We start from the raw sequence: 25,124 nt of genomic DNA on the forward strand, positions 1-25,124 counted from the left end.
GACGACGGACGAGACCTGAGATGACGGCCACCACCGGGCTGGAGCTGCTGGACCGGCCGCGGAGCACCTCCGCGGCCGGTCCGGGGACGGCGTACGCCGTGCTGCTCGGGCTGCTGGTGGTGGCCGTCCTCGCGTCCGTCTTCCTGGGGTCGCGGATGATCTCGCCGACCGCGGTCCTCGAGGCCGGCCCGGACCGGACGGTCATCGAGGTGCGGGCCGTGCGGACCGTCCTCGGCCTGCTCGTCGGTGTGGCGCTCGGGCTCGCCGGGGCCTGCATGCAGGGACTCACCCGCAACCCGCTCGCAGATCCCGGCATCCTCGGCGTCAACTCCGGTGCGGCGCTCGCGATCGTGCTCGGCATCTCGGTCCTCGGGGTAGGTGGCATCTGGGCGTTCGTCGCCCTCGGGCTCGTCGGTGCGGCCGTCGCCTCCGTCGCGGTCCACGCCATCGCGGCCATCGGGCGCGACGGCGCGACGCCGGCCAAGCTGACCGTGGCGGGAGCGGCGTTCGCCGCAGCGGCCAGCAGCTGGACCGTCGCCGTCCAGCTCGTCGACCAGACCGCGCTCGACGTGATGCGGCGCTGGCAGGTCGGCTCGATCGGCGGTCGTCCGTGGGACCTCGTGGTCTCGCTTGCCCCTGTCTTCCTGGTGGGCACGCTGCTCGCGCTGGCGCTCAGTCGCACCCTCAACGCGCTCGCGCTGGGTGAGGAGATGGCCACCGGCCTCGGCCGCCACACCACGCGCGACCGGATCCTGGTCGGCCTGGCGATCGTGCTGCTCGCCGGCACCGCCACCGCCGCCGCGGGTCCGATCGCCTTCGTCGGCCTGATCGTCCCCCACCTCGTCCGCACCCGCACCGGCTCGGACCACCGGCACCTGCTCCCGCTCAGCGCGGGCTTCGGGGCCGTGCTCGTCCTGCTCGCCGACACGGCCGGCCGCATCGTCCTGCCGCCCTCGGAGGTGCAGGTCGGGATCATGACCGCGGTGGTGGGCGTGCCCTTCTTCCTCCTCCTCGTACGCCGCGGACGGATGGGACTGTGACTGCTCCCGTGATCACGCCGACGGCCCCCGCCGCTCCCGCCGAGGAGCTGGCCGACCTGCGCACCCTCACCCGGCGGCCGCGGCGTCGCCGCCGGCTGGCCCTGGGTGGCCTGGGTGTCGCCCTCGTCGCGGCCTTCGCGGTCCGGGTGCTGCTCGGCGACTACACCTTTACGGTCCCGGACTTCTTCCGCATCCTCTTCGGCGAGCAGATGCCCGTCTCCACGTTCATCCTGATGGAGTCCAAGCTGCCCCGCGCGGTCCTCGCCGTGCTGGTCGGCGTCGCGCTGGGCGCGGCGGGTTCGCTCTTCCAGATGGTGCTCCGCAACCCGCTGGCCAGCCCCGACATCGTCGGCGTGAGCCTCGGGGCGAGCGCGGCCGGCATCTTCGCCCTGCTGACCCTGGGCCTGCGCGACGGGGCGGTCTCGCTCTTCGCGGTCGCCGGCGCCGTCGCGATCTCCGCCGTGGTGCGGTGGGTCGCCGGCACGACCGGCGGCTACCGGCTGGTGCTCGTCGGGGTCGGCGTGGCCGCGGCCATGGTCTCGGTCGTCCAGTACCTCCTGGCCCGCTCCAACACCTGGGACGTCCAGCTCGCGCTGCGCTGGCTCGTCGGCAGCGTCACCAACGTCCCTTGGTCGACCATCGGTGTGCTCGCGGTCGCCCTCGCCGTGCTGCTGCCCACGCTCGTGGTGCTGGCCCGTGCGCTCCCGGCGCTCGAGCTCGGTGACGACGCCGCGGCCGGGCTGGGCGTCGGCCGCCACCGCACCGACGCGCTGCTGCTGGTCGGCGTGCTGCTCACGGCCGTCGCCGTGGCGGCGGCCGGGCCGGTCGCCTTCGTGGCGTTCATGTCCGGCCCCATCGCCCGCGCCCTGATGGGGGGCCGGCACAGCCTGCTGGGCGGTGCCCTGGTCGGCGCGATCCTCATGCTGCTCGCGGACTACGTGGCGGCGTACCTCATCCCCGACGTGGTGCTGCCCGTCGGGATCGTGACCGGGGCGGTCGGCGGACCGTTCCTGCTCTGGCTGCTGGCGCGCGGCGCCGCGACGGGAAGGACCGGATGATGACCACCTCCACCCCCAGGCTGCTGACCGACCGCGTGACCCTCGGCTACGGCGACCGCACGGTCGTCCGCGAGGTCAGCGTCGCGATCCCGGACGGCAAGGTGACCGTCGTCGTCGGACCCAACGCGTGCGGCAAGTCCACGCTCCTCAAGGGCCTGGCCCGGCTGGTCCGGCCGCAGGGCGGCACCGTGCTGCTCGACGGCCAGGAGATCCACCGCCGCCCGACCAAGGAGGTCGCGCAGGTGCTGGGGCTGCTGCCGCAGAACCCGATCGCGCCCGACGGCGTCGCGGTCGCCGACCTCGTCGGTCGTGGCCGCCACCCGCACCAGGGCGTCTTCACGCGCTGGACCGCCGAGGACCGCCAGGCCGTGCAGGAGGCGATGGTGCTCACCGACACCTACGCCCTTGCGGACCGCGCCGTCGACGAGCTGTCCGGCGGCCAGCGCCAGCGGGTGTGGATCGCGATGGCCCTCGCCCAGGGCACCGACCTGCTGCTGCTCGACGAGCCGACGACGTACCTCGACGTCGCCCACCAGGTCGAGATGCTCGACCTGCTCGCCGAGCTCAACGCGCGTCGCGGCACCACGATCGTGATGGTGCTGCACGACCTGAACCTGTCCGCGCGGTACGCCGACCACCTGGTCGCCCTGCACGAGGGGGCCGTCGCGGCCGAGGGCACGCCCCGCGAGGTGGTCACCGAGGAGGTCGTCCGGACCGTGTTCGGCCTCGACAACCGGGTCATCGAGGACCCGGTGTCGCACACCCCGCTGGTGGTGCCCATGGGCCGCCATCGTCCGCACCACATCCCGAGCCAGATCCCGACCGACCCCCAGCGCCAGGAGAACCGATGACCGTGACTTCCTCGACCCTGCCCATGCTGTTCGCCGACCTGGAGGTCGTCTCCGTCGAGCGGATCAGCCCGACCTTCGTCCGCATCGAGCTCGGCGGCCCGGAGCTGGCCGACTTCGGCGTCGACGGTCCGCGCTACGACCAGCGCATCAAGCTGATCTTCCCCGACCCGGTGACGGGCGGCCGGACCTCGACTGAGGGTGCGGACGAGTCGTGGTTCGGGACGTGGCTCGAGCGGCCGGCGAGCGAGCGCGGCCACATGCGGACGTACACGATCCGCGACGTCCGCGGCTCGGGCGAGCAGACCACCTTCGTCGTCGACATGGTGCTCCACCTCGAGGGCGACCTCGTCGGCCCGGGCTCGACCTGGGCCTCGACGGCGGCCGCGGGGGACCGCCTCGTGGTCCTCGCGCCCCGGCGGGGCTTCCCCTACGGCGGGATCGAGTTCACCCCGCCCCCGGCAGCCGACCTGCTGCTCGTCGGTGACGAGACGGCCGTGCCCGCGATCTGCACGGTCCTCGAGCAGCTGCCTGACGACGCGCGGGGCATCGCGTTCCTCGAGGTGCCGCACGCGGCCGACGTGCAGGACGTACGCCGTCCGGCGGGCGTCGAGGTCGTGTGGCTGGCCCGGGAGGGCGAGGAGCTGGGTGCCGGCCTGCACGACGCGGTCGTCGCCCACCTGGGGATCCCCGGGGCCATTGTCGAGGTGGCTGCCGAGGAGGTCGACCCGGACCTGTGGGAGACGCCGTTCTACTCCTCCTCCGGCGAGGAGGTGTCCGGCGACCTGAACGGCGTGGGGGGCACCTACGCCTGGATCGCCGGCGAGTCGAAGGTCGTGACCGGCCTCCGGCGGCACCTGGTCAACGAGCTCGGCTTCGACCGGAGCCAGGTGGCCTTCATGGGCTACTGGCGCCGCGGCGTGGCGATGAAGTCCTGACCGGACTCCTGTCGCCGGCGCGACGCCAGTGCGTGGTGGTGCGTCAGCGGCGCTTGGGTGCGCGGGGGGAGTAGCGCACGCGCTCGGCGATGCGGTGCCGGGCGATGAGCTCGATGTCGGTGAGTGAGTCGAACATGGCCGTGCTCCTTTCGGTGGTCTCGCTGCGGAGTGGTGTGGGTGCTGTCGGTCAGGCCTGGTGGAGGGTGACGTCGCCGGAGGCGGTGGTCGCCCGCACCTCGAGGTAGGGCTGGTCGGGGGCGGGCTCGCCCGTGCTCGGGAGGTCCGAGGCGAGGCGGCCGCTCGCGGTGCGGACGTCGGTCCACACCGGAGTGCCGGGCACGACGCCGATGCGCACGTCGCCGCTGGCGGTCTTCGCGGTCACCCGGCCGGCCTCGACGCGGTGGACGACCAGGTCGCCCGAGCCGGTGGTGAAGATGGCCTCGCCCGCGAGGTGGCCGACCAGGGCGTCGCCCGAGCCGGTCTTCACGGCGAGCTCGTCGCCGGTGGCCTCGATGCGGACGTCGCCGCTGCCGGTGGTCACCAGCAGACGGGAGTCGGCGCGGCGGACCAGGACGTCGCCAGAGCCGGACTTGATCCGGGCGTCGCCGGCGAGGTGCTCGGCGACCACGTCGCCCGACCCGGACTGGACGACGGTCTCGCCGTCGACGACGTCGAGGGAGACGTCGCCGGAGCCGCTGTCGACGCGGGTGTCGTCGAACCGGCCGTGGGCGGCGAGGTCGCTGCTGCCGACCTTGGCGTTGAGGCCGCTGGCCACGGGGACCTCGACGACGATCTCGGCGCGGGCGTCCTTGCCCAGGAAGCCGCCGCTCCGCTTGGGGGCGATGATCGCGATCCTGTCGCCCAGGTCGCGGACGTCGTACTCCTCGGCTCGCTCGCCGGTGATGCGGACGGTGGTCTCGGTGGTGTCGGTCGCGGTGACGTCGACGCTGCCGCGGCCGTTCTCCACGTAGAGGGCGATCGGCTCGGGGGTGTCGAAGGTGAGGTCCAGCTGGTTGCTCATCGGTCTCTCCGGTCGTTGGGGTGTGTTCGTCCGACGGGCCGGCCGGTGCCGGTCCGCTGTAGCGGGTGGTGGGGTGGCCCTCAGCGGGGCCGGGGCGTCAGAGCCAGCCGGTCATCCGGCGGTTGCCGCCCTGCTTGCGGTTGGCAGCGAACGGGTCGTAGCCCACGAAGGGCACGCTGCTCAGGTCGATGTCGACGTTGATGGAGTGCTCGTTGGTGGCGCTGCGGACCAGGCCGACCATCCAGGTGTTGAGGCTCTGCCCCGCGGCGGCCGCCTTCTCCTCGGCGCGGGCCTTGACCGCCTCGGGAATGCGGAGGGTGATCCGGGCGAGGTCGCCGTCGTCCTCCTCCGGTGCGGCCGGCGGTGCCGGCGGCGGGGGCGGCGCGGGGATCTCGCTCGGCGGCGCGACCTCGACCACGAAGTCGAGCTCGCGGCCGACCAGCCGGACGTCGACGCTGCCCTCGGGCAGCTCGGCGGTGATCTCGGCCGCGGCGTGGGAGATGGCCTCCATCAGCGCCAGGCGGGCGCTGGGGTCCAGGGCGTACGCCAGGCGCTCGGCCGCCTGCTTGAGGTCGTCGCTGCCGGCCTCGGCCGCGGCGACGAGGTCGCGGCGGAGGGTGTCGACGTACGGGGTGATGTCCATGTGCATCATCGTGACATCACGGTGATGTCATGTCAACACCTTAGTGACATCACGTGGCATCAAACGTGACATCAGGTTCGGTCAGAGGTCGAACAGGGAGCTCGCTCCGTCGATGTCGGCGTCCGTGCGCGGCGTGTGGCCGGCCGGCTGCGCCGACGGCTTCTTCTCGGGCTCCTCCACCTGCTGGGCCGGTACGTCGTCCTCGTCCGTCGCCTCCGCCGCGGGCTCCTCGCTGGGCGCGTCGTCCGCGTCGAGAACGGTGTCGGGGTCCGCGGCGGGAGCGGCCTCGGCCGGCGCCGGGGTGTCCTCCGGGTCGCGGAAGGTCGCCGCCTGGCTCAGGTCGGCGCCGCTCGGCGGTGCACCGGGCGCTTCCACCTCCTCCGGCTCGGCCGCTGCCTCCGGCTCCGGGTCGGACACCGGGTCCGCGGCCGCCTCGGGCACGGCTGCCGGCTCCGGATCAGCGGCCGGCTCGGGCTCCGGTGCGGCCTCTGCCGCGGGCTCGGGGGGCGCAGCCGGAGTCGGCGCGGCGACGGTTGCCGGAGCCTCGATGTCGAAGAGCGAGCCGACGCCGCTGATGTCGACGTCAGTGGCCGGCGAGGACGTCGTACCGCTCGCCACGGGCGCCGCTGCCGCCTCACTGGGGGCTGAGTCGCTGGGAGACTCAGCGTCCACTGCGGGCTCCGGGGTGGCCTCGCTGGGAGCTGAGTCGCTGGGAGACTCAACGTCCACTGCGGGCTCGGCGGCTGCTGCGGGTTCGGGGGCGGGCTGGGTCGCGGGCGCCTCGAGGTCGAAGAGGGAGCCGAGACTCGACAGGTCGGCGTCGGTGGTCGGCGTCGACGTCGTCCCGCTCGCGGCAGTCGGCGCGGCCGTCGTGGGTGCGTCGACCGGCTCGCTCGGCGTCGAGTCGCTGGGAGACTCGACGTCCGCCGCCGGCTCTGCCTCCGCCTCCGGCTCCGCGGGTGCGGCGGGCTCCGATGCGGCGGGCTCGGGGGCGGCGATGTCGAAGAGGGATCCGCCGCTGCCCAGGTCGGCCGCCGGCTCCGCAGCGGGCTTCGCCTCGGCGGCCGGTTCCTCGGGGGTCTCCTCGGCGGCCTCGGGTGCGGAGGGCTCGGGAGCGGAGGCCGGGGCCTCCGGCTCGGCCGGCGTACCGAGGGCGAACAGCGACCCTCCGGCGCCGAGGTCCGTGTCCGCCGACTTCTCGATCGTCTTCTCGGCGGGGTTCTCGGCGGGCTTCTCGGCAGCGGCGGGCTCCGGCGCGGGCGTGTCGAAGAGCGAGCCCGACTCGGCGGGCTTCGCCGGAGCGGCGGGTTCCTCGGGCGCAGGGGTGTCGAAGAGCGACGAGCCGCCCGACGCCTTCGCGGCCGGACCCGCGTCCGCGGTCTCGGTGACGGTGTCCTCGGTGACGGTCACGTCGCCGGCCTCGGGCTCGTCCTTGGTGGCCACGTCCGCGGCGGCGGAAGCAGCGGGAGCGGCGGCGGGGGCCGCGGCGGGGGAGGAGCCGGGGGCGGCCTTGGTCGCCTGCTCACCCTTCACCGAGGCGAGCAGCATCTGCGCGACGTCGAGGACCTCGACCTCCTCGCGGGCCTCGCCCTTGGCCTGCTGGGCGGTCAGCCCGTCGGAGAGCATGACGCGGCAGAAGGGGCAGCCGACCGCGATCTGGTCGGCGCCGGTCCCGACGGCCTCCTTGGTGCGGTTGACGTTGATCCGCTCGCCGAGGTTCTCCTCCATCCACATGCGCGCGCCGCCGGCGCCGCAGCAGAAGGAGCGCTCGGAGTTGCGCTCCATCTCGACGTACTCCGCGCCGGGCAGCACCTGGAGCAGCTCGCGCGGCGGCGAGTAGACCTGGTTGTGGCGGCCGAGGTAGCACGGGTCGTGGTAGGTGATCGAGCGCTTCGCGGCGCCCGCACCGTCCTTGACCGGGGTCAGCTTGCCCTCACGCACGAGGCGGTTGAGCAGCTGGGTGTGGTGGACGACCTCGAGCTCGATGCCGAAGTCCTTGTACTCGTTCTTCAGGGTGTTGAAGCAGTGGGCGCAGGTCGAGACGACCTTCTTGACCTTGTACTCCTTGAAGGTCTCCACGTTCTGCTGGGCGAGGCCCTGGAAGACGAACTCGTTGCCGGCGCGGCGGGCCGGGTCACCGGTGCAGGTCTCGCCGTTGCCGAGGACGCCGAAGGAGATCCCGGCGAGGTCGAGCAGCTCGGCGACGGCGCGGGTGGTCTTCTTCGCGCGGTCCTCGTACGCGCCGGCGCAGCCGACCCAGAACAGCCAGTCGACCGACTCGAGGGACTCCAGGTCCTCACCGACGACCGGGACGTCGAACTCCAGGCCCTTGGCCCAGTCCATCCGGCTCGAGGGCGACATGTTCCACGGGTTGCCCTTGTTCTCCAGGCCCTTGAACAGCTGGTTGAGCTCGGCCGGGAAGTTCGACTCCACCAGGAGCTGGTAGCGCCGCATGTCCATGATGTGGTCGACGTGCTCGATGTCGACGGGGCACTGCTGGACGCAGGCGCCGCAGGACGTGCAGCTCCAGAGCACGTCCTCGTCGATGACGAAGTCGCCGTCGCCGGGGTTGTAGAAGTAGTCGAGGACGTCGGTGCCCGAGCCGGCGGACTCGCCCTTCGAGCCGACGCCCACCAGCGCCCGCTCGGCGTGCGCCTCGTCGCCGGTGGCCTTGGCGTACGCGTGGTCGCGCAGCGCGGTGACCAGCAGCTTCGGCGAGAGCGGCTTCTCGGTGTTCCAGGCGGGGCACTGCGACTGGCAGCGGCCGCACTCGGTGCAGGTCGTGAAGTCGAGGATGCCCTTCCACGAGAAGTCCTCGACCTTGCCGGCGCCGAGGACCGAGTCCTCGTCGATGTCGTCGATGTCGTCGAGAGTGATCGCCTTGCCGTCGGACGTCAGCGGCTTCATCGCGCCGAGCGCGGTGCTGCCGTCGGCCTCGCGCTTGAAGAAGATGTTGAACCACGCGGTGAAGCGGTGCCAGGCCACACCCATGGTGAGGTTGGAGGCGATCACGATCAGCCAGATCATCGCGGAGGTGATCTTGACCATCGCCACGAAGAACACGATGTTCTTCAGGGCGTCGACGGAGTCGGGGTAGAACCACTCGCCGACGAGGTGGCTGAGCGGGAAGTGCAGCTTGGTGCCGTGGTGGAGCTTGTACTCGGCGCCGCGGATGAAGAGGATCGCCGCGCTCTCGAGCAGCACCATCCCCTCGACGAAGTAGGCCTGCCAGAAGTTCGAGCCGAAGAAGCGGCTGCGGCGCCCGAGCGAGCGCGGGTGCTTGACCTGGCGGTAGACCGCCAGCGCGATGATGCCGAGGGTGCCGAGCAGGCCGAGGATCTCGGCCGCCCAGCCGTAGATGTACCACTTGCCGACGACCGGGATCTCGAACATCGGGTCGAAGAGCTGGACGTAGCCGGCCATGACCGCCGAGGACAGGAAGATGAAGGCGGCGTAGACGAACCAGTGGAGGATGCCGATCCAGTGCCACTGGAGCATCCGGGTGTGGAGCACCGACTCCTTGAGCATGTTGAGCAGGCGGGCGGCGGGTGCGTCGCTGCGCGAGGCCGGCTGGCCGGTGCGGATCACGCCGACCATGTGGCGTACGGCGCGCACGGTCAGGACCACGGCCACGGCCGTTGCGGCCAGCGAGACGACGATCGCGAACATCTGCATGAAGGACTGCTCCTCGGTCGGGGCGTACGAGCCGGAGCATATGGCCGCCCACGGTGCCGACGGCAGGCACGTACGAGTGAGAAGAATCCTACCCGCAGGTAACTTGGGGCACCGACCGGCGTGCGGTCAGTTCACGATCGCGACGTTCTCGACCTCGATCTCGCGGGCGTCCTCGCGGTAGGTCGCGACCTTCTGCCGGACCTGGTCGAGGGCGTCGGTGAGCTGCTTCACGCCGTCGCGGAGCTTCTGCTGGTAGTCGAGGTGCGCGGCGTGCGACTCGCTGCTCTCGTCCCAGCCGGGGGTGAGGCGCTCGGCCTCCTCGAGCAGGTCGTCGATCTGCTGGGTGATCGCCGTGGTGGCGTCGGCCAGCGCCGTCTCCATCGAGGACAGCGCCCCCTGGTGCACGACCAGTCCGCGCTCGCTCATCGGGGACCACCGCCGAGGCGGTCGGCGAGCTGGCCCGCGCGCTCGGCCTGCGCGACGTCGTTGGTGGCGTGCTCCTGCGCGACGTAGGTGAGGTTCTGGGAGTAGCCCTCGAGGATCGGGCCGAGGGTGACCGCCACGTCGAACCACGCGTTCACCGCCTCGCCGAAGCCCACGGCGGCCTGCCCCTTGAAGCCGGCGCCGGCCTCGGTCTCGATGGTGGCGGCGAGGTCGCGCAGCGTCTGCTGCAGCGGCTCCACCGCGTCGGCCGCCGCCTGGGCGGCTGCCTGCATCTCGGCGTAGACGAGTCCGACGGCCACGACCGCCCCCTTCCTGTTCGGGTGTCGTCCGGATCCATACCCCGCGCGGACAGGTCTACACGCACCACGATGCCCGAGTTCGGCCGGTTTGAGGGCGGTCGTCAGGGGGAACTCCTCAGCCATGCCGTCCTACGACTACGAAGTCGACCTCGAGAGCATGGGCAAGGCCGCCCAGGGGCTCAACGACACCGTCAAGCTCTTCAAGGACAAGGACGTCGAGGACCTCGTGCCCGGCAAGGGCGACGTCGGCAGCGACGTGGTGTGGGACGCTCTCGACGAGTTCAAGAACCGCTGGGAGGAAGGCGTCAACAACCTCTGCCAGGACGTCGAGGAGATGGCCGGCCGGCTGGGCAAGATCGCGATGAACTACTTCGAGACCGACAAGGCCGGCTACGACGCGCTCTCCGGCCTCAAGGGCACGATCGCGGCGATCAAGGTGATGTGAGATGCCGGACTTCGAGATCGAGGGCAACCCCGGCAACGTCCGCTCCAGGGCGCTGACCATGGAGCAGAAGGGCCAGCTCTTCTACGACACGGGCGACGCACTGGCCAAGATCGACGTCTCCGGGTGGACCGGCCGTGCGGCCGACGAGTTCCGCGAGGCCCACGACCTCGAGCCCGACCGCTGGGTCAAGGCCGGCAACGGCTTCAAGAAGGCCGCCGCCGGCCTGAGGACGTACGCCGGTGCGCTCGAGGACGCTCAGTCGCGGGCCGAGTGGGCCCGCAAGGAGTACGAACGCGGGCAGCGCGAGTCGGAGAGCGCCCGCACCCAGTACGACTCCTACATGGGCAGGATGCAGGCCTACTGGAGCAGCGGCGGCACCGACCCGGCCGAGCCGTTCAACGACTGGGGCGACCCGATCCAGAAGGGGGCGCTCGCCGAGCTCGCCGCGGCGCGGGCCGACCTCGACAACGCCGCCCACGTGTGCGCCGGCGAGGTGCGGGCCGGGTGCGCCGACGCGCCGGAGGAGCCGAGCTGGTGGGAGTCCGGGCTGAAGTTCGTCGGCGGCATCCTCGAGGGCGCCGGCGAGGCGGTGTGGGACCTGCTGACGATGGTGCCGTTCAGCCCCGTCAACATGGTGATGGACTCCTACAAGCTCGCGACGGGTGACATCACCCCCGAGGAGCTGATGAAGAAGTACGAGCTCTCCGCGGAGAACGCGTGGGAGATGGCCAAGGGCATCTACACCGGCCTGACCACCGACCCCATCGGCTTCGGCAAGGAGCTCGGCAAGGCGCTGCTCGACTGGGACACCTGGGCCGACGACCCCGCCCGCGCGATCGGCCACCTCGTGCCCGACGCGATCATCGCGGTCGCGACGGCCGGCACCGGCGCCCTCGCGACCCGCGGCGCCAGGGGCGGGCTCGACGCGATCGACGCGCTGGGCGACCTCAACCGCCTCGACAACCTGGCCGACCTCGGCAAGCTCGACCGCTTCGACGAGCTCACCGGCCTCCGCCGGCTCGACGACCTGCCCGAGGACCTCCGCGGCCTGGTCAACAAGCCGATCGACGAGCTCAGCCCGGGCGAGCTGCAGCGGCTCGTCGAGGCGCGCGACGCGATCCGGGTCGAGCCCGGCACCCCGATGCAGCGCGTCATCCCGCAGAGCACCGTCGACGACTACCTCCGCGGCAGCTCGGACACCAACCCCTACTTCAAGTCCGACCAGACCTTCGGCTTCACCTCGCGCGCCGAGGACGTCGACCAGCTCCACACGCCGCGCGAGATGCACGACAAGCTCGGCCTCGACTACAAGGACTCACCCTTCTCGCCCGACGACTCCGACATCCACGTCCTGCGCTACGACCAGACGGATCCCAGCGGTCTCGACGTGCCGCGCCACTCCGACCTCGGTGGCAACGGCAACTACGACAAGGACGCCCTCGACCCGGACAACCCGTTCACCGGCAACGGCTACACCTCGGGCGGCATCCCCGAGTTCCGCACCGACACCCCGACGACCATGCCGGAGGGCTCGCAGATCTGGCGGATGGACAGCTCGGGCGGCCAGGAGCTGGTCGCGGTCCTCACGGACTACATGGGCACCAAGATGTGGATGCCGGTCCAGTGATCCGACCCTCCGGCCTCTACGCCGTCGTCGACGGGAAGCAGATCCAGGTGGAGTCGCACGGGCGCGACTTCGTACGCCTCCCCGGGACCGGATCGGCGCGCACCGACCTCGACGACCTCGAGGACTTCCTCTCGGTGAAGACGTCGGCCGTCTGGCGCGGCGGGACGATCTCGGTGAGCGCGGTGTCGGGCGACGAGTGCGGCTTCTTCACCAACGACAGCGGCCTCGCGGAGCGCGAGGGGCTCGCCGGCGACAGCTACAACGGCTGGCACGGCTCCGCGCCGCTGTCGGAGCTGACCGAGGTGGATGAGAGGGTGACGTCCATCCACCCGAGGAGGCGCGAGTCATGACCGTCCTGGAGAAGCTCCTGGTGCCCGAGGTCTCCCGGCGCATCGTCGACCAGGGCTACGACGAGCTGACCGGGCCGGTCTACCGGCCCGACGACCTCATCGGCCTCACGCCGGTCGAGCGGGTGCGGGCGCTGGGCCTCGACGGTGCGGACGGACCGTTCGGCGAGGCTCCCGACCACGTCGACGTGGTCCGCTTCGGCACCAACCCGCTGATGGACCTGCGCGTGCCGACCAACGCGCCGGGCCACGCCGACGTGCCGTGGCCGACGTACCCGACGGGCTTCCTGCGCAACGCCGCGCCGGTCTGGGTCCTGACCATGACCCGCGTGCCGGTCGGCGCCCGCTACATCCGCATCGGCCTCGACGGCCGCGAGCGGGAGTTCTCCCGCTACCAGGGCGCCGCGCGCGGCTGGCAGGGCGCGAAGGGCTACTTCCCCCCGCTCCACGTGGTCGGCCCGCGCGCGAAGCACGCCGGTCTCGACCTGTCCTGCTCCTACACCGCCGACCAGCAGTCGGTCGAGCTGGTGTGGGTCGGCGACGAGCGGGTCCCCGAGGGGTTCACCCAGGTACGTCCGATGGTGCACGCCCGCGTGGTGCCGGTCGCCGAGTGCGAGGTCTTCGACATCGCCCTCGTCGGCCGCTGGCGCGACCACCGCGTGCGGGTGCTCCAGCAGGCGGGTGACGAGGTGCTGGTGGTCGTCACGCCGGACTCGGCCGCCGACGCCGAGGAGCTCGGCGCCGCCGAGGTCGAGCCGGGGATCTACCAGGCGGTCATCCCGGCCTCCGAGCTCACCGACACCGAGGGCGTCCGCTCCGACCCGATGCCCACGCAGCCGCGCGCCACCCACGGCTGAGCCCGTCAGCCGCGTCGCACCCCGACCACGGTCCCGCCGCGGGACAGCTCGACGGTCATCAGGACCCGCTCCCTCCCCGGCTTGGTCGCGCAGTAGGTGAACTCGCGGCCGAGCCGCTGCCACGGCTGCCCGACGCGGCGCATGAGCGCCCGCGCGCGCAGGCCCGGGTCCGCAGCGCGGATGAAGGTGCGCACCGACGTCCGCAGCCCCGGGTTGCGGCACGAGTCGGGGGCCAGGCCCCAGGCCCGCTCCCAGGTCTGGAGGTAGGCCTCCGCGCCGCGGGAGAGGTCGGCCGCGAGCGCGCCGCCCTCGGCGCCGGCCACGTGCTCGGCGTCCTCCACCCAGTCGGCGTACAGGCCGTAGTGGGCGACGCCGTCGGTGTTGACGTCGAAGACGCGCTCGCCGCTGCGCTGCCGGTCGACCGTGACGCCGCCGAGGCCGGTGAAGGGGTACGTCACGGGGTTGCTCGCGCCGGCGCCGCGCGGGTCGCCCTGTGCCCCGAAGCCGTTCATGTCGGAGCCGAAGCCGAAGCCGAAGTAGTAGCGGGAGTCGGTCCAGCCCAGGTGCTGGCGCCACTTCTCCACGAAGCCGGTCGAGTCGCCGGCGTAGGGGGCGACGAAGCCGCCGAGGCGGTAGATCCGCGGGTAGGCGTCGGGCGTCGACCAGGAGTGCGAGGACACCACGCCCGGTGAGCGGCCGGCGGCCTGCTGCTGCTCCAGGTAGTCGAGGGCGGCGTTGCGGCCGGCGACGCTCATGTGGTCGGGGTCGAAGAGGATCTTCTGGTCGATCATCGCCGAGAGCAGCTTCTGCCCGAGCGGGCTGAGGCCGAGCTGGTTGCAGTGCGGCCCGGCGGGGTAGACCGGCGCCGGCTGGACGCCGACGTCGCCGAAGAGCTTCCAGATCGCGCCGAAGATCGCGTCCTGCTGTGCTCCTCCGATGGGCGTCTGCTGCTGGCCACCTCCGAGGTCACCGAGGTTCGGCGACTGGAGCCGGTCCTCCGTGCCGGGCGGGTTGCTCGCCGGGCACTGCTGCATCCGCAGGAACGACCCGGTGCTCAGGAAGTTGGCGCTGTTGGTCAGCGGCCCGATGGTGCCCGCGTCGCCCGCGACGCCGGTGAAGGCGTTGTCGAACTTGTTGGTCAGCTCCATCTGGCTGACGCCGAGCTGCTTCATCTCGGTGAGCTCGGTGAGCATCTGCTCCTCGGTGCAGGTGGGGCGGCCGAGCTGGACGTTGCAGCCCAGCGGGACGGACGTCTCCATGCCCATGACGACGGCGAGCTTGCCCTGGTTGATGACCTTCCGTGCCTGGAACGGGTCGGTGACAATCCGGTACCAGCCGCGGCCGGGACCGCCGTACTGCGCGTCGATGTAGTCCTGCATCGCCCGCATGTCCTTCGCCTGCAGCCGCACCGCGTCCCGGTCGTCGCAGGAGTTCTTCTTCAGCGGGTAGACCGTGCAGAGGATGTGGTTCTCGGTGAGCAGGCTGGTGTGGATGCGCAGTCCTGCACGCCACGAGCGCTCGAGCCACTTGTAGTAGACCTGCTGGTGCGTCAGCGAGTGCGGGTTGGGCCAGTAGGAGAACGTCGGCCAGCCGACGGGGTCGTGCCCGGTGCCCGGCGCGTGGCCGGCGAGCACGTCCTCCAGCAGCGCACCGCGGCCGTCGGCGAGCTGGTGGTCGGGGCAGTCGACGAGCGCGGCCGCGGCGCCGTACTTGTGGAACGGCGGGCTGCAGATCACCCGGCCGCCGAGGAACTCGTGGGTCTGGCCGTGCACGTGGGGGTCGACGTAGCCCCGGACCTCCTGGAACGACGTGGCGCCGCCGAAGGGGCGGCCGTCGACGTTGGTCTCCACCTCGGGGAAGGCGGCACACCCCTCGGTGCGGCGCAGCGCGAACGGTTCGGCGGTGCCCATGCCGACCCCCGACGCCGTACGCCGCAGCGCGCGCCCGTCGGCCAGGGTGAAGGTGAAGCGTCCCCGGCCGGCGCCGCGGACCGTCCAGTCGGCGTCCGGCGAGGGGGCGGCGGCCCACGTGGTGGTGTCCCCGGACGAGGCGGCGAGGAAGGTGCGGTCGGCGGCGTAGAGGAGGTAGGTGCCCAGGCCGGTCGCCTGGAAGGTGAGCGGCCGACCGCCGAGGGTGTAGCAGCCACCGGCCATGGCGTAGCGGCTCTCCGGGACGACGCGGCGCTTGCTGCGCAGGGGGACCTCGGTCAGCCGCGGCTCGGCGAGCGTCCGTTGCGCCTCGGCGCGGGCCCGGCTCGCGGCGCGCTGGCGCGGGGTCGTCGGGTCAGGAGCGGTCGCCGCCTCGCCGCTGCGGCTGATCGCGTTCTTCGTGGCCGGGTCGTGCACGTGGCCGTGGCCGTCGTCGAGGGCCGCGGTGATGCCGCCGACCCCCGGGTGGCTGTGCGGCCTGCGCTCGGCCACGACCTCGGCGCGCTGGCGGGCCTGGGAGTCGTAGGTGGACGACAGGTTGGCCGACGGGGTCGGGTCGTGCGCGACCGTCAGGGCGCCGGCGCCGACCAACCCTGCGGCGGCCAGCAGGGAGATCAGGACACGGCGAGCGGGGTGGGGCGTCGTGGTCACGAGGGCCCAACGACCCGGTGCCCGCCGGGGCTACGTCGCGAGCCCGCCGCTGACCCTCCTGGTCAGCTGGGTCGCGGTGGCCGTGACGGCCCGGGCGATGGCGCCGGCGTCGGCGGCGGAGTCGCTCGCGAACGTCACCGCGACCCCGGCGACCGGGTGCCCGTTGTGGTCGAGCACCGCGGCGGCGACGCTCTGCAGGCCGGGTGTCACCTCGCCGTCCTCGGAGGCATGGCCGCGCTGCCGGGTCTCGGTGAGGATCGTGCGCAGTGCGCTCAGTGACGCAGGACCCTTGCCGTGCCGCTCGACGAACGCGCTGCGGTCCGGGTACAGCGCCCGGACCTGGCTGGCGGGCAGCGCAGCCAGGATCGCCCGGCCCGAGGCGGTCAGCTGCGCGGGGAGGCGTACGCCGACGTCGGTGACCAGCGGCGGGCGTCCCGGCGCGCGCTCCTCGATGACGTACAGGACGTCGCGCCCGTGCAGGACCGCGAGGTGGGCGCCGTGGCCGGTGCGGTCGACCAGCTCGGCGAGGGGGCGGCGCGCGAGCCGGGCCAGGGGCTCCTGCCGCGTGAAGCCGCTGCCGACCTCGAACGCGGCGACGCCGAGCCCGTAGCGGTGCTCGTCGGGCAGGTGCACGACGAAGCCCTCGTCGATCATCGTGTTGAGCAGGTGGTACGCCGTGCTGCGCGGCAGGTCGCAGGCCCGCATGATCCGGTCGAGGGGGACGGGGTCGGCCTGCGTGGCCAGGAAGCGCAGCACGCGCAGGGCGCGGGTGGCTGCGGGGACCTGGCTCACGGGGCCGATCGTGGCACGTCGGCGGCCGGCGCGCGGCCGCCCGGTCGGGTCAGGACCCGGAGCCGTCCTTCTTGGTGAACCAGCCGCCGCCGCCACCCTCGCTCTCCATCGGCTTGCCGGGCATGTCGTTGGCGCCCGGGGTGCGGCGCGGCAGCAGCGGCGTTCCGGCCTGCGGCTGCTCGGCCTGGGTCTCCTCGGCGGGGGTCTCCTCGGCGGGGGTCTCCTCGGCGGGGGTCTCCTCGGCGGGGGTCTCCTCGGCCTGCGGAGCGGGCTCAGGCTCGGCCGCGGGTGCGGCAGCGGGCTCGGCCGCGGCGCTCGGCGCCGGCTCGGGCTCGGCGTTCACCTCGGCCGGCGGGGTGGGTCGCGGGGCCTCGGTGCCGGGGACCTGCGGGGCGTAGTCGTCGGCCTGGTGGTCGACGCGCGGGTCGAGCCGGTCGGCCGCGCGGATCCGGTCCTCGTGGGCCGCCTCGGCCTGGCTGGCGGCGATCCGCGCCTGCTCGGCCTCGGCCTCGGCCCGCTCGGCGATCGCGCGTGCCTCCTCGGCGTTGGCCCGCGTCTCCTCGGCCCTGGCCTGCGCGGGCGGCAGCACGGTCTGCGCGCTCGTGGCCGCCTCGGACCGCAGCTGCTCGGCGCGGGCGACGTTGGCCTCGCGGTTCTTCCGCCGGACCATCGGGACCACCAGGGCCAGGGCGATCACGAGGATGACGATGAGCGTGATGCTGATGAGCGTGGTCACGGGACTTCCTCATTTCACGAGTCAGGGATGCCGCCAGTCTGGCAGCACCCCTGCTCGCGTGCAGCGCACTCGCCCACCTTCAGGGGTGAGTGCCCGTGTCGTTCAGTCGAGTCGCTGCATCACCACCCGTGCGGTGCGGTGGCCGATGGCGTACCCGTCCGACATGGCGTCACGGAAGTGGAGCCCGCCCCAGATGCGCGAGTTGAGGGCGTCGAACTCCAGCTCGCTGAGGCTGGGGTAGGTGCGCGGCGCGGTGGGGAAGTTGGACGAGCGCAGCTCCAGCTGGGTGGTCTCGCCGAGCCGGGTGCGGATGACCTCCACGGCCGGGCTGGTGAGGCAGCCGTGACCGGTGACGTAGTCGGAGTACGGGGGCGTCGGCGCCAGGAGCGGCGTCCACCCGGCCTGCGGCTGCGTGTCGGGGTTGCCGTCGTCCGCCGCCCCGGCGACGGCCTCGATCGGCCGCCAGAACCCGACGTCGCGCTTGAGCTGCCAGCACTTGATCAGCGAGTCCGTCATGGAGCTGTGGATCGCGGCGAACAGCCACGCGGTGTCCTCGAGGCTCTCGGGGTGGGCCTCGAGGTAGCGCACGAGGGCGTCACCGACCATGGTCGCCGAGTTGCTGTTGAAGAAGCGGGACGTGTCGGTCTGCGCCGCGCTGCGCACGGTGGACGTCGCGGAGCCGAGCAGCTTCACCTCGTTGTAGTCGGTGGTGTAGTCGTCGCTGGTGAGTGCGTCCGGTCCGTTGACCTTGGCCAGCCGCTTCACCACGAGCGGGTCCATGGAGCCGATCCAGGCGCCGAGCATGTCGGTTGCCGGCGGGACGGGCTGCCACGTGCCGACGCCCGGCGGGAGCGTGTAGTGGATGGTGGTGTCGAGGTAGCCGTCGTCAGCGCGCTCACCGATCAGCCGCGCCGCGACCTTCCTGCCGATCCACACGCCCCGGTCCTCGGCACTGCCGTCCGGCACGCCGGCCAGCGACGTCGCCAGGCTGGTGTCGAGCGAGCTCGCGGCGGTGGGCACGTAGTGGACGAGCACGTCGTGCGCCGCCTGCGCGACGGCCGCGGTCTCGGAGCTGTCGTGGCGGGACGACGCCGAGGCCCGCATGGCGTCGTACATCCCCGTGGAGGTGTAGCCCAGCAGCGGTACGCCAACGGGGATGGGGGTCGCCGGGTAGATGGTCGCGAAGGCGACGCGCTCCCAGTCGAGCACGACCTGGGCGCTGTCGGGTGAGCTCGGCGGGTCCGGGTGGTGGTGGTGCGAGCCACCGCGCGTGGAGGACGTGGCCGACGGGGCGTAGAGGGCCGACCCGGCCAAGAGGACCGCGGCGCCGATCGCGACGCGAGTTCGGTTCAGTGTCATGGCAGCTGCCTTTCGCGAGAGGGATGTCCCTGCTCGTGAGTGTCAGGCGGCCCTTGGCGCCCCTGCCATACGCGTTTGCGCGAACATCAGTTGCTCGCGTGCAGCCGCTCGAGCCGCTCGCGGAGGTCCAGGTCGGGCAGGTCCCTGCCCTGCAGCCTCGCCACGGCCGCGACCCGGCTGGTGACGCCCAGCTTGCGATAGCTGTGCTCGAGGTGCTTGCGGACCGTCGAGGGGGCGACGAACAGCGCCTGGGCGATCTCGGCGTTGGACCGGCCCGCCGCTACGTGGCTCAGCACCCGCCGTTCCTGCGTCGTCAGCGACACGGGGAGGCTGGGCGTGAGGCGCTCGCGCGAGAGACGAGCGAGCAGCGGCGACAGCATCCGCAGCATCGCAATGTCACGCTCGGAGAACGGTCCGTGCCACCGCCCGAGGGCGATCTGGACCAAGCCGTCGGCGCCGTTGCGGAAGCCGATGCACAGCCCGTCCGACTGCCCCTTGAGCCCACCCAGGCACGCCTCGGCGGCAAGGGGGTTCGCGCGCCAGTGCATGATCCCGAGGTAGTGCGGTCCGTCGCCGGGCTCCGGCAGGTCGACCTCCTCGTCGCCGTGGTCGCCGAGGCAGATCGCATGGGTGATGGCGTAGCTGCCGTCCTGGTAGACGGCCTCGACCGCGTCCGCGGGGATCAGCTGGGTGAGGCGCTCGAGGACGTCACGGGCCGGCAGGGGTGACCCCGGGCGCGGCTCGGCCGCCAGCAGGTGGCGCAGCGCCCGCTGTTGCGTCTCGGTGAGCACCAGGTCCGGCATCGTGATCCCTCACCTCGAGGCTAGAGATCGACGCCGGTGCCGTCATCCCCAATACGTGACTGGGGCCTGCGGGCTCAGGTGCGGCGGGTCCCCTCCGTGCCGTCCGTCCGGCGGGCGTCGTCGGCGTCGAGCACCGTGTCGGGGGTGTAGTCCTCCGACGTGGTGTCGACCCGCGGGTCCACCTGGTCGGCGGTGCGCAGCCGGTCCTCGTGGACAGCCTGCTGCTGGGTGGCGGCGACCTGCGCCTCCTGCGCCCGCTGCTGGGCGCGCTCGGCCTCGAGGCGGGCGCGCTCGGCCTCGACCTCGGCCTCCCTGGCGCGCACCTGGTTCTCCGGGATCTCACTGGCGTGCTCCCGGGCCTCGTGGCGCAGGTGCTCGGCGTGCTCGACGTGCTTCCTCTTGCGCTGCTGCGCCATCGCCCAGGCGGCGAGCGCCGCGACGACCAGCACGACGACGATGACGAGGATGACCCATGCGGTGGTGCTCATGACGACCTGCTCCCCGCGGCCCGGTTGGGCCGCATCCACCTCGACCGTGCCACACCCGCGCCGGAATGTTCTCCCCCTCCGGGGTGGGTGCCGCGTGTCTCGCATCCCAGACTGCGGTGCTGCTCCGGCCTCTGGTCGCGGGCCCGCGCCGAGGCTTCAATGTGGGCATGCAGACGATCCAGGTCGGGGTGGGCCCCGTCTCCTTCGAGGACCTCATCCACGTCGCCCGGGAGGGCGCCGCCGTCGAGCTCACGGCGGACGCGCTCGCCGAGATCGACCGCGCCCGCGGCGTGATCGACGCGCTGGCTGCCGCGGAGACGCCGTCGTACGGCGTGAGCACCGGCTTCGGCGCGCTCGCCACCCGGCACATCCCCACCGAGATGCGCGCCCAGCTCCAGCGCTCGCTGGTCCGCTCGCACGCCGCCGGCTCCGGTCCCGAGGTCGAGCGGGAGGTCGTGCGCGGGCTGATGCTGCTGCGCCTCTCCACGCTCGCGACCGGGCACACCGGCGTACGTCGTGAGACGGCGCAGCTGCTCGCCGACCTGCTGTCCCACGGCATCACGCCGGTCGTGCGGGAGTACGGCTCGCTCGGGTGCTCGGGCGACCTGGCGCCGCTGTCGCACTGCGCGCTCGCGCTGATGGGCGAGGGCGACGTGCGCGACGCCGCGGGCACCCTCGTGCCGGCCGCCGAGGCGCTCGCCGCCGCCGGCCTCGAGCCGGTCGAGCTGGCCGCCAAGGAGGGCCTGGCGTTGATCAACGGCACCGATGGCATGCTCGGCATGCTGGTCATGGCGATCACCGACCTCCGGATGCTGCTGCGCACCGCCGACGTCGCCGCGGCGATGAGCGTCGAGGGCCAGCTCGGCACCGACCGTGTCTTCGCGCCCGAGCTCCAGGCGATCCGGCCGCACCCCGGTCAGGCCCTGTCCGCGGCCAACCTCACCGCCCTGATGGCCGACTCGGCGATCGTCGCCTCGCACCGCGAGGGGCCCGACAACACGATCGAGTGCAACAAGGTCCAGGACGCCTACTCGCTGCGCTGCTCACCGCAGGTGCACGGCGCGGCCCGCGACACCGTCGAGCACGCGGCCGCCGTCGCGGGTCGCGAGCTCGCCAGCGCGATCGACAACCCGGTCGTGCTGGGCGATGCGGTGGAGTCCAACGGCAACTTCCACGGCGCTCCGGTCGCCTACGTCCTCGACTTCCTCGCGATCGTCGCGGCGGACGTGGCCTCGATCAGCGAGCGACGCACGGACCGCTTCCTCGACAAGGCACGCAGCCACGGCCTGCCGCCCTTCCTCGCCGACGACCCCGGCGTCGACAGCGGCCACATGATCGCCCAGTACACCCAGGCCGCGATCGTCTCCGAGCTCAAGCGGCTGGCCGTGCCGGCCTCGGTGGACTCGATCCCCTCCAGCGCCATGCAGGAGGACCACGTCTCGATGGGCTGGAACGCCGCACGCAAGCTGCGCCGCTCCGTCGACGGGCTCGCCCGCGTCGTCGCCGTCGAGGTGCTCACCGCCGCTCGCGCGCTCGACCTGCGCGCGTCCCTCAGCCCGTCCCCGGCCACTGGCGCCGTCGTCGAGCTGCTCCGCAGCAACGGCATCGCCGGCCCCGGCCCCGACCGCCACCTCTCGCCCGAGATCGAGGCCGCCGTCGACCTCGTCCAGTCCGGCGCCGTCCTCGCCGCCGCGGAGTCGGTGGTCGGGCAGCTGGCCTGAGGCCAGCTGGCCTGAGGCCAGGGAGCGGCACGGCCGCCGCCTGCGCAATTGTGTCGTTCCGGGGACGCAGCTCCCGGGCGGTACTACGTTGCGTCTCGTGAGAACGAGCTTCAGCGGTGCCCTCCTGCTGGGCGCCCTCCTGGTGACCGGTGTCGGCCCGGCGGCCCAGGCGTCGCCGAGGACCGATGACGCGCGTGCCGTCGTGGCGTCGTCCGCGGCGTCCCAGTGGACGTGCCGGTGGGCTCCCACGATGGACCACAACTGGCACAACGACGCGCTGTGCTCCAACGGGGTCAAGCAGGTGCGCCCGTACCTGCGACCCGGTGACACCTACATCACTCAGGACGAGCTGATGAGGTCGGCACGTGCCTGGGCCGCGGCCCGCAACCGAGGTCGCTGAAGCCGACCGAGCAGTCTCGGATCACAGACTGCGATCCGGGCCGCCCTCTTCCGGTGGCGGGCGCTGCGCGGCTTTCATGAGGGCATGACCACGGACGCTCCTCTCGGCAACCCCCGCCTCCCCATCCACGCCGCGCGTGGCACCGAGCTGACCGCGAAGTCGTGGCAGACCGAGGCGCCGCTGCGGATGCTGATGAACAACCTCGACCCCGACAACGCCGAGCGCCCCGAGGACCTGGTCGTCTACGGCGGCACCGGCAAGGCGGCGCGCAGCTGGGAGGCGTACGACGCCCTCGTCCGCACCCTGCGCGACCTCGAGGACGACGAGACGCTGCTCGTGCAGTCGGGCAAGCCGGTCGGCGTGATGCGCACCCACGCGTGGGCGCCGCGGGTGCTGATCGCCAACTCCAACCTGGTCGGCGACTGGGCCAACTGGGAGGAGTTCCGCCGGCTGGAGGACCTCGGGCTCACGATGTACGGCCAGATGACCGCCGGCTCGTGGATCTACATCGGCACCCAAGGCATCCTGCAGGGCACCTTCGAGACGTTCGCCGCCATCGCGGACAAGAAGTTCGAGGGCACGCTGGCCGGCACCATCACCGTCACCGCGGGCCTCGGCGGGATGGGCGGCGCGCAGCCGCTCGCCGTCACGATGAACGACGGCGTCGCGATCTGCATCGAGTGCGACCAGCACCGCATCGACCGCCGTCTCGAGACCCGCTACCTCGACGTCCAGGCGCGCGACCTCGACCACGCGATCGAGCTCGCCCTCGAGGCCCGCGACGAGCGCCGGGGCCTGTCCATCGGCCTGCTCGGCAACGCCGCCGACCTGCTGCCCGAGCTCCTCGAGCGCCACAACGACCGCGTCGGGACGGGCGACGGGCCGCTCGTCGACATCGTCACCGACCAGACCTCGGCGCACGACCCGCTCTTCTACCTCCCCTCCGGGACGGCGTACGACGACTGGGAGCGCGAGCGCACCGAGGACCCTCGCGGCTTCACGAAGCGAGCGCAGGAGTCGATGGCCACGCACGTGCGGGCGATGGTGGAGTTCCAGGACGCCGGCGCCGAAGTGTTCGACTACGGCAACTCGATCCGCGACGAGGCCCGCAAGGGCGGCTACGACCGGGCGTTCGAGTTCCCCGGCTTCGTGCCGGCGTACATCCGCCCGCTCTTCTGCGAGGGCAAGGGCCCGTTCCGCTGGGCCGCGCTGTCCGGCGACCCGGCCGACATCGCCGCGACCGACCGCGCGATCAAGGAGCTCTTCCCCGCCGACGAGAAGCCGGAGTACGCCCGTCTCCACACGTGGCTCGACATGGCCGCCGAGCGCGTGCAGTTCCAGGGCCTGCCAGCCCGGATCTGCTGGCTGGGCTACGGCGACCGGGCGAAGGCCGGCGCGAGGTTCAACGAGATGGTGGCGAGCGGCGAGCTCACGGCGCCGATCGTGATCGGCCGCGACCACCTCGACTGCGGCTCGGTCGCCTCGCCCTACCGCGAGACCGAGGCGATGCTCGACGGCTCCGACGCCATCGCCGACTGGGCGATCCTCAACGCGCTGGTCAACACGGCGTCGGGGGCGACCTGGGTGTCCTTCCACCACGGCGGAGGGGTCGGCATCGGCCGCTCGCTCCACGCCGGGCAGGTCACGGTCGCCGACGGCACCGAGCTCGCGGCGGAGAAGATCCAGCGCGTGCTCACCAACGACCCGGGCATGGGCGTCATCCGCCACGTCGACGCCGGCTACGACCGCGCGGTCGAGGTCGCCGAGGAGCGCGGCGTCCGGATCCCGGTCCGCGAAGGCTGAGGGTGGTGGTGCTCCGCCGTCACGCTCGCGCGTCCGTCCCCTCGACGGTGTCCGGGACGCGTCCGACCCGACCCCGCCCGGTGCGCTTGGCGTCGTAGAGGGAGAGGTCTGCCGTCGTGTAGAGGCCCTGCAGGGTGTCGGCGTGCACCGGCGCGTGCGCGACCCCCACGCTGATCGAGAGCGTCACCTGCTCGCCGTGGGCCAGGGTCAGCGGGGACGTCCGGACGGCCTCGACGAGCTCCCACGCGCGACGGAGTGCTGTGTCGTAGGGACAGCCGGGGAGCAGCATCGCCATCTCGTCGCCGCCGAGCCGGCTGAGGACCGTCTCGGGGCGGCTGTGGGCCCGCAGGACCTCGGCGAGATGGGTGAGGGCGGCGTCTCCGGCGGGGTGTCCCCACGTGTCGTTGATCTGCTTGAACCGGTCGACGTCGAGCAGGATGAGCGACGTGCCACCGTCGCCGTCGCTGCTGGTCAGCACGGATCGGGCGGCGTCGTCGAGGACCCGGCGGGTGACCAGGCCGGTCAACGGGTCGATGGCCGCCTGCTCGCGCAGCTTGTCCGTGAGCCGCGTCGTGCGCTCCCCGGCGCGCACCAGCAGCCAGGTGGTGATGACGAGGAGCACGCCGACGGAGGCCAGGTCGGGGAGGGCACGCTCCGGCGGGCTCAGGGCGAGGACGATCGCGGCGTCGGCGGCGACCGCGCAGCAGGTCACCAGCCAGGCTGCCGGAGCCCGGAGCTGCGAGGCGGCGAAGAGCACCGGGGCACAGAGGATGACCTGCCCCGCGGCCGAGGCGTCGTTCGTGGCGAGGTCGGCGAGCACGATCGAGACGATGCCGAGCAGCGGCACGGGAAGCCACAGCCACACCCGGAGCTGCTCCTTGACGACGACGAGCAGCAGGCCGGCCAGCATCACCGCAAACGAGATCATGAGGACGGGAGCCTTCATCCCCGGGTCGACGTCCTGGGGCGCGAACGCGGTGACAGCGGCACTGAGCCCACCCCCGACGACGCACAGCGTCACGGCGAAGGTGGTGGCGGTCTTCGGGTCTCGCGGCTCGAGGACCGCACGGTCGATCATGCTTTCACGGTAAGACGGCACGGTCCGAGCTCGGGCTCTTTCCGGGGGATTGCTCGACGTCCGGGAAGGCGGGGCGGGTCCCCGATGCGCAAGTGGGCCCCACGCGCGGTCGGTTTGCGGCAG

At 72.5% G+C, this 25,124-nt stretch carries 23 protein-coding genes; 11 read left to right on the plus strand and 12 right to left on the minus strand.

All coding sequences use genetic code 11. The features are described from left to right. Positions 1–20 precede the first annotated feature (20 nt). The 4 genes from ACE3QY_RS15945 to ACE3QY_RS15960 are packed head-to-tail and all read left to right on the plus strand — an operon-like array spanning position 21 to position 3,884. Positions 21–1,040, plus strand: a complete 1,020-nt coding sequence (locus ACE3QY_RS15945; RefSeq protein ID WP_374457026.1) for a FecCD family ABC transporter permease — start codon at positions 21–23, stop codon at positions 1,038–1,040. After that, complete coding sequence (locus ACE3QY_RS15950) at positions 1,037–2,098, plus strand: FecCD family ABC transporter permease (protein WP_374457027.1); 1,062 nt, start codon at positions 1,037–1,039, stop codon at positions 2,096–2,098. Before ACE3QY_RS15945 ends, ACE3QY_RS15950 begins: the two co-directional genes overlap by 4 nt. Continuing rightward, positions 2,098–2,949, plus strand: a complete 852-nt coding sequence (locus tag ACE3QY_RS15955; protein WP_374457028.1) for an ABC transporter ATP-binding protein — start codon at positions 2,098–2,100, stop codon at positions 2,947–2,949. Before ACE3QY_RS15950 ends, ACE3QY_RS15955 begins: the two co-directional genes overlap by 1 nt. Further along, positions 2,946–3,884 (plus strand): siderophore-interacting protein, encoded by a 939-nt coding sequence (locus tag ACE3QY_RS15960; RefSeq protein WP_374457029.1) that lies wholly within the window; start codon positions 2,946–2,948, stop codon positions 3,882–3,884. Before ACE3QY_RS15955 ends, ACE3QY_RS15960 begins: the two co-directional genes overlap by 4 nt. A 187-nt stretch (positions 3,885–4,071) precedes the next feature. On the opposite strand, the gene ACE3QY_RS15965 is transcribed toward ACE3QY_RS15960, so the two are convergent. From ACE3QY_RS15965 to ACE3QY_RS15985, 5 genes are all read right to left on the minus strand, one after another. Further along, on the minus strand, positions 4,072–4,905 hold the full coding sequence (locus tag ACE3QY_RS15965) for a DUF4097 domain-containing protein (protein WP_374457030.1): 834 nt from the start codon (positions 4,903–4,905) through the stop codon (positions 4,072–4,074). Between the two features lie 97 nt (positions 4,906–5,002). Next, positions 5,003–5,548 carry a toxin-antitoxin system HicB family antitoxin gene (locus tag ACE3QY_RS15970; protein WP_374457031.1) on the minus strand — a complete coding sequence of 182 codons (546 nt, stop codon included), beginning with the start codon at positions 5,546–5,548 and terminating at the stop codon, positions 5,003–5,005. Between the two features lie 81 nt (positions 5,549–5,629). Then, complete coding sequence (locus tag ACE3QY_RS15975; RefSeq protein ID WP_374457032.1) at positions 5,630–9,223, minus strand: (Fe-S)-binding protein; 3,594 nt, start codon at positions 9,221–9,223, stop codon at positions 5,630–5,632. Between the two features lie 126 nt (positions 9,224–9,349). Beyond that, on the minus strand, positions 9,350–9,649 hold the full coding sequence (locus ACE3QY_RS15980; RefSeq protein WP_374457033.1) for a WXG100 family type VII secretion target: 300 nt from the start codon (positions 9,647–9,649) through the stop codon (positions 9,350–9,352). Further along, positions 9,646–9,966 (minus strand): WXG100 family type VII secretion target, encoded by a 321-nt coding sequence (locus ACE3QY_RS15985; RefSeq protein ID WP_374457034.1) that lies wholly within the window; start codon positions 9,964–9,966, stop codon positions 9,646–9,648. The genes ACE3QY_RS15980 and ACE3QY_RS15985 overlap by 4 nt, the downstream gene beginning before the upstream one ends. Positions 9,967–10,087: 121 nt before the next feature. Here ACE3QY_RS15985 and ACE3QY_RS15990 point away from each other — a divergent pair, with 121 nt between their 5' ends. From ACE3QY_RS15990 to ACE3QY_RS16005, 4 genes are read left to right on the plus strand one after another with little or no spacing between them, the layout of a single operon-like run. After that, the gene (locus tag ACE3QY_RS15990) at positions 10,088–10,411 is read left to right on the plus strand and encodes a hypothetical protein (protein WP_056905706.1); all 324 of its coding nucleotides are present in this window, start codon (positions 10,088–10,090) and stop codon (positions 10,409–10,411) included. A 1-nt stretch (position 10,412) separates the two neighbouring features. Then, positions 10,413–12,038: a putative T7SS-secreted protein gene (locus ACE3QY_RS15995; protein WP_374457035.1), complete on the plus strand. Its 1,626-nt coding sequence runs from the start codon at positions 10,413–10,415 to the stop codon at positions 12,036–12,038. After that, positions 12,035–12,388, plus strand: coding sequence for a hypothetical protein (locus ACE3QY_RS16000; RefSeq protein WP_374457036.1), 354 nt, complete (start codon positions 12,035–12,037; stop codon positions 12,386–12,388). The genes ACE3QY_RS15995 and ACE3QY_RS16000 overlap by 4 nt, the downstream gene beginning before the upstream one ends. Beyond that, positions 12,385–13,242: a hypothetical protein gene (locus ACE3QY_RS16005; RefSeq protein ID WP_374457037.1), complete on the plus strand. Its 858-nt coding sequence runs from the start codon at positions 12,385–12,387 to the stop codon at positions 13,240–13,242. Before ACE3QY_RS16000 ends, ACE3QY_RS16005 begins: the two co-directional genes overlap by 4 nt. A gap of 5 nt (positions 13,243–13,247) precedes the next feature. On the opposite strand, the gene ACE3QY_RS16010 is transcribed toward ACE3QY_RS16005, so the two are convergent. The 6 genes from ACE3QY_RS16010 to ACE3QY_RS16035 all read right to left on the minus strand — a co-directional run bounded on the left by ACE3QY_RS16010 (position 13,248) and on the right by ACE3QY_RS16035 (position 19,999). Next, a complete protein-coding gene (locus ACE3QY_RS16010) occupies positions 13,248–15,821 on the minus strand; it encodes a hypothetical protein (RefSeq protein ID WP_374457038.1) in 2,574 nt (857 codons plus the stop codon). A 30-nt stretch (positions 15,822–15,851) separates the two neighbouring features. Continuing rightward, entirely contained in the window at positions 15,852–16,613 is a 762-nt protein-coding gene (locus tag ACE3QY_RS16015; RefSeq protein ID WP_374457039.1) for an IclR family transcriptional regulator, read from the minus strand. 49 nt (positions 16,614–16,662) lie between these two features. Continuing rightward, complete coding sequence (locus tag ACE3QY_RS16020; RefSeq protein ID WP_374457040.1) at positions 16,663–17,349, minus strand: hypothetical protein; 687 nt, start codon at positions 17,347–17,349, stop codon at positions 16,663–16,665. A 102-nt stretch (positions 17,350–17,451) separates the two neighbouring features. After that, entirely contained in the window at positions 17,452–18,708 is a 1,257-nt protein-coding gene (locus ACE3QY_RS16025) for a vanadium-dependent haloperoxidase (RefSeq protein WP_374457041.1), read from the minus strand. 86 nt (positions 18,709–18,794) lie between these two features. After that, the gene (locus ACE3QY_RS16030) at positions 18,795–19,511 is read right to left on the minus strand and encodes a response regulator transcription factor (protein ID WP_374457042.1); all 717 of its coding nucleotides are present in this window, start codon (positions 19,509–19,511) and stop codon (positions 18,795–18,797) included. A 74-nt stretch (positions 19,512–19,585) separates the two neighbouring features. Then, a complete protein-coding gene (locus tag ACE3QY_RS16035) occupies positions 19,586–19,999 on the minus strand; it encodes a hypothetical protein (protein ID WP_374457043.1) in 414 nt (137 codons plus the stop codon). A gap of 167 nt (positions 20,000–20,166) precedes the next feature. Here ACE3QY_RS16035 and hutH point away from each other — a divergent pair, with 167 nt between their 5' ends. From hutH to hutU, 3 genes are all read left to right on the plus strand, one after another. Further along, positions 20,167–21,720: a histidine ammonia-lyase gene (gene hutH / locus ACE3QY_RS16040; protein ID WP_374457044.1), complete on the plus strand. Its 1,554-nt coding sequence runs from the start codon at positions 20,167–20,169 to the stop codon at positions 21,718–21,720. A gap of 97 nt (positions 21,721–21,817) precedes the next feature. Beyond that, complete coding sequence (locus tag ACE3QY_RS16045; protein WP_374457045.1) at positions 21,818–22,120, plus strand: hypothetical protein; 303 nt, start codon at positions 21,818–21,820, stop codon at positions 22,118–22,120. Positions 22,121–22,204: 84 nt separating this feature from the next. Beyond that, a complete protein-coding gene (gene hutU, locus ACE3QY_RS16050) occupies positions 22,205–23,923 on the plus strand; it encodes a urocanate hydratase (protein ID WP_374457046.1) in 1,719 nt (572 codons plus the stop codon). A gap of 19 nt (positions 23,924–23,942) precedes the next feature. Here the strand turns inward: hutU and ACE3QY_RS16055 are convergent, their stop codons facing one another. Then, positions 23,943–25,001, minus strand: coding sequence for a GGDEF domain-containing protein (locus ACE3QY_RS16055; protein ID WP_374457047.1), 1,059 nt, complete (start codon positions 24,999–25,001; stop codon positions 23,943–23,945). Positions 25,002–25,124: the final 123 nt, after the last annotated feature.

Origin of the sequence: Nocardioides sp. (assembly GCF_041913365.1) — a bacterium.
Taxonomy (GTDB): Bacteria; Actinomycetota; Actinomycetes; order Propionibacteriales; family Nocardioidaceae; genus Nocardioides.

Bases quoted from the DNA above. Each gene is read 5' to 3' on its own strand.
- ACE3QY_RS16055 (WP_374457047.1), bottom strand. From the start codon at position 25,001: ATGATCGACCGTGCGGTCCTCGAGCCGCGAGACCCGAAGACCGCCACC.
- ACE3QY_RS15945 (WP_374457026.1), top strand. From the start codon at position 21: ATGACGGCCACCACCGGGCTGGAGCTGCTGGACCGGCCGCGGAGCACC.
- ACE3QY_RS15970 (WP_374457031.1), bottom strand. From the start codon at position 5,548: ATGGACATCACCCCGTACGTCGACACCCTCCGCCGCGACCTCGTCGCC.
- hutH (WP_374457044.1), top strand. From the start codon at position 20,167: ATGCAGACGATCCAGGTCGGGGTGGGCCCCGTCTCCTTCGAGGACCTC.
- ACE3QY_RS15960 (WP_374457029.1), top strand. From the start codon at position 2,946: ATGACCGTGACTTCCTCGACCCTGCCCATGCTGTTCGCCGACCTGGAG.
- ACE3QY_RS15955 (WP_374457028.1), top strand. From the start codon at position 2,098: ATGACCACCTCCACCCCCAGGCTGCTGACCGACCGCGTGACCCTCGGC.
- ACE3QY_RS16005 (WP_374457037.1), top strand. From the start codon at position 12,385: ATGACCGTCCTGGAGAAGCTCCTGGTGCCCGAGGTCTCCCGGCGCATC.
- ACE3QY_RS15975 (WP_374457032.1), bottom strand. From the start codon at position 9,223: ATGCAGATGTTCGCGATCGTCGTCTCGCTGGCCGCAACGGCCGTGGCC.
- ACE3QY_RS15980 (WP_374457033.1), bottom strand. From the start codon at position 9,649: ATGAGCGAGCGCGGACTGGTCGTGCACCAGGGGGCGCTGTCCTCGATG.
- ACE3QY_RS16025 (WP_374457041.1), bottom strand. From the start codon at position 18,708: ATGACACTGAACCGAACTCGCGTCGCGATCGGCGCCGCGGTCCTCTTG.
- ACE3QY_RS16030 (WP_374457042.1), bottom strand. From the start codon at position 19,511: ATGCCGGACCTGGTGCTCACCGAGACGCAACAGCGGGCGCTGCGCCAC.
- ACE3QY_RS15965 (WP_374457030.1), bottom strand. From the start codon at position 4,905: ATGAGCAACCAGCTGGACCTCACCTTCGACACCCCCGAGCCGATCGCC.
- ACE3QY_RS15995 (WP_374457035.1), top strand. From the start codon at position 10,413: ATGCCGGACTTCGAGATCGAGGGCAACCCCGGCAACGTCCGCTCCAGG.
- hutU (WP_374457046.1), top strand. From the start codon at position 22,205: ATGACCACGGACGCTCCTCTCGGCAACCCCCGCCTCCCCATCCACGCC.
- ACE3QY_RS15990 (WP_056905706.1), top strand. From the start codon at position 10,088: ATGCCGTCCTACGACTACGAAGTCGACCTCGAGAGCATGGGCAAGGCC.
- ACE3QY_RS16035 (WP_374457043.1), bottom strand. From the start codon at position 19,999: ATGAGCACCACCGCATGGGTCATCCTCGTCATCGTCGTCGTGCTGGTC.